We start from the raw sequence: 1,536 nt of genomic DNA on the forward strand, positions 1-1,536 counted from the left end.
CACCGACGGTATTGTTTAGGCTTAATAGGTGGCCAATCAGTTGATTGAGAATATCGCGAGAGAGCCAATTCTCTCCGTTCAAAATGCCTTTTAGCCCCGTCATTACCTTGTCGAAATCATCCTCAAAATAGAACAAACCTTTCAAGTTTGACCAAGTGAGTAAGCTCTCGATCCTCAGATTCGGTTCTGCGTTGACCAATACAGTCGCATCTACGTGCTCTAACTCACTGAGTGTTTGTTTGACCTCTGGCAATTCAGGGAGAGAGCTATCGACTATCGCTACATAGTGTTCATCGCGGGTGCTAGGGAAATTGACGTCAGCGCCTCGGGTTAAAAGTACGGGTTTTTCTAGGTTCTGTTCTATAGCGGTTTGCAAGCCGCGACCTTGAATGTTGTTGAAGGTGAACAATAAGACGGTGTTGTTGGTTGTGTTGGTATTCATCATCAATGAACCTCCTGTCGAGACTGCATAAACTCATTTCCTACTTGATGAAAGCGATAGAGCACCAGGTCTAACAGCCCATCAAAGCAATATTTCACCATGGGGTTTCCGAAGATTTGTGTGGCGGGGGCTCTAAAGAACGTAACTCGCCGATGTTGATAGAAGTCCCGAATAAAAATGTCGAAGAGAAGTTGTTTAATCACGGGCTCATGAACCGGGAAATGGATGATCGTATTTCCCATGACTTGGAGAATGTCGGTGACTAAGTACTTCAGTATCGAGCGCCCTAAATGCCAAAAGCTGAGAATCCTAAATTCAGACCTCAGCTCTTGATAAATCAAATGGCCAACCAACATGCCTTCACAGTAGTAGAGGCGGGCCTTGCTGGGGGATTCATTGAATTGATTGAGCGTGTCTTCTATTCCGCCGGGCGTGATCAGTTGTTTGTGCACGGCGTTAATTTGCTCATACTCCGTCAAACTGATTTGGCTAAGGGCGCAATTTTTCACATCGGTTACACGGTATTCGTAAACAATGTCTTTAAAGCTCAAATAGATGCTTTTGCTTTGTGAAGCTTTGACCCGTTTGTATTCGCTGGAGGTGTATTGATACTGCTTGCCGATGTAGTGAGCGAAAGCAAGCCGCTTGAGCAAACTGGGCGTTACTTTACCGCTTTCCCACTGGCTTAGTGTGGGTTGATTTAAGCTTTCAAAAGCGCTGTAACTTCGGGCTAGCTCATCCGCTAATTGGCCTTGAGTTAACCCCCTTTCCTTTCGAATAGCAGCCACTGCATGCGAAAATTCTAACTTACTAACCATATATCTACGTCCTGAAATTATTATATTTTTGAGTGCTTCTCAGCGGCTCGGACCGAGCCAAAACTTTATGTTCTTGATCTTTTAGTGAGGTACATCATTTGGTCAGCATGTTGAATTAAGGAATCGCTACAGCTTCCTTCATGAGGAAAGCGAGCCATACCAACACTTAAACCGATGTGAACGTTTTGAAAATGGATAAAAATGGGTGCACTGCATGCGTGATGCAGCAAAGACTGAAACTGTTCTAACTCCTTGGTGTCTTCGATGTTTGGCAGG

3 protein-coding genes are annotated in these 1,536 nt (G+C 44.7%); all 3 read right to left on the reverse strand.

Annotated features, from left to right (window positions below):
- A partial coding sequence (locus R7O12_RS24485; protein WP_318126634.1) for a helix-turn-helix transcriptional regulator occupies window positions 1-445 on the reverse strand: 445 nt, incomplete at its 3' end.
- A complete protein-coding gene (locus R7O12_RS24490; protein ID WP_005479824.1) occupies window positions 445-1,260 on the reverse strand; it encodes a helix-turn-helix domain-containing protein in 816 nt (271 codons plus the stop codon). The genes R7O12_RS24490 and R7O12_RS24485, both read right to left, overlap by 1 nt.
- A 65-nt stretch (window positions 1,261-1,325) precedes the next feature.
- On the reverse strand, window positions 1,326-1,536 hold a 211-nt coding region (locus R7O12_RS24495), incomplete at its 5' end, for a diguanylate cyclase domain-containing protein (protein WP_318126635.1).

The sequence above is a fragment of the Vibrio sp. Vb1574 genome, assembly GCF_033338675.1.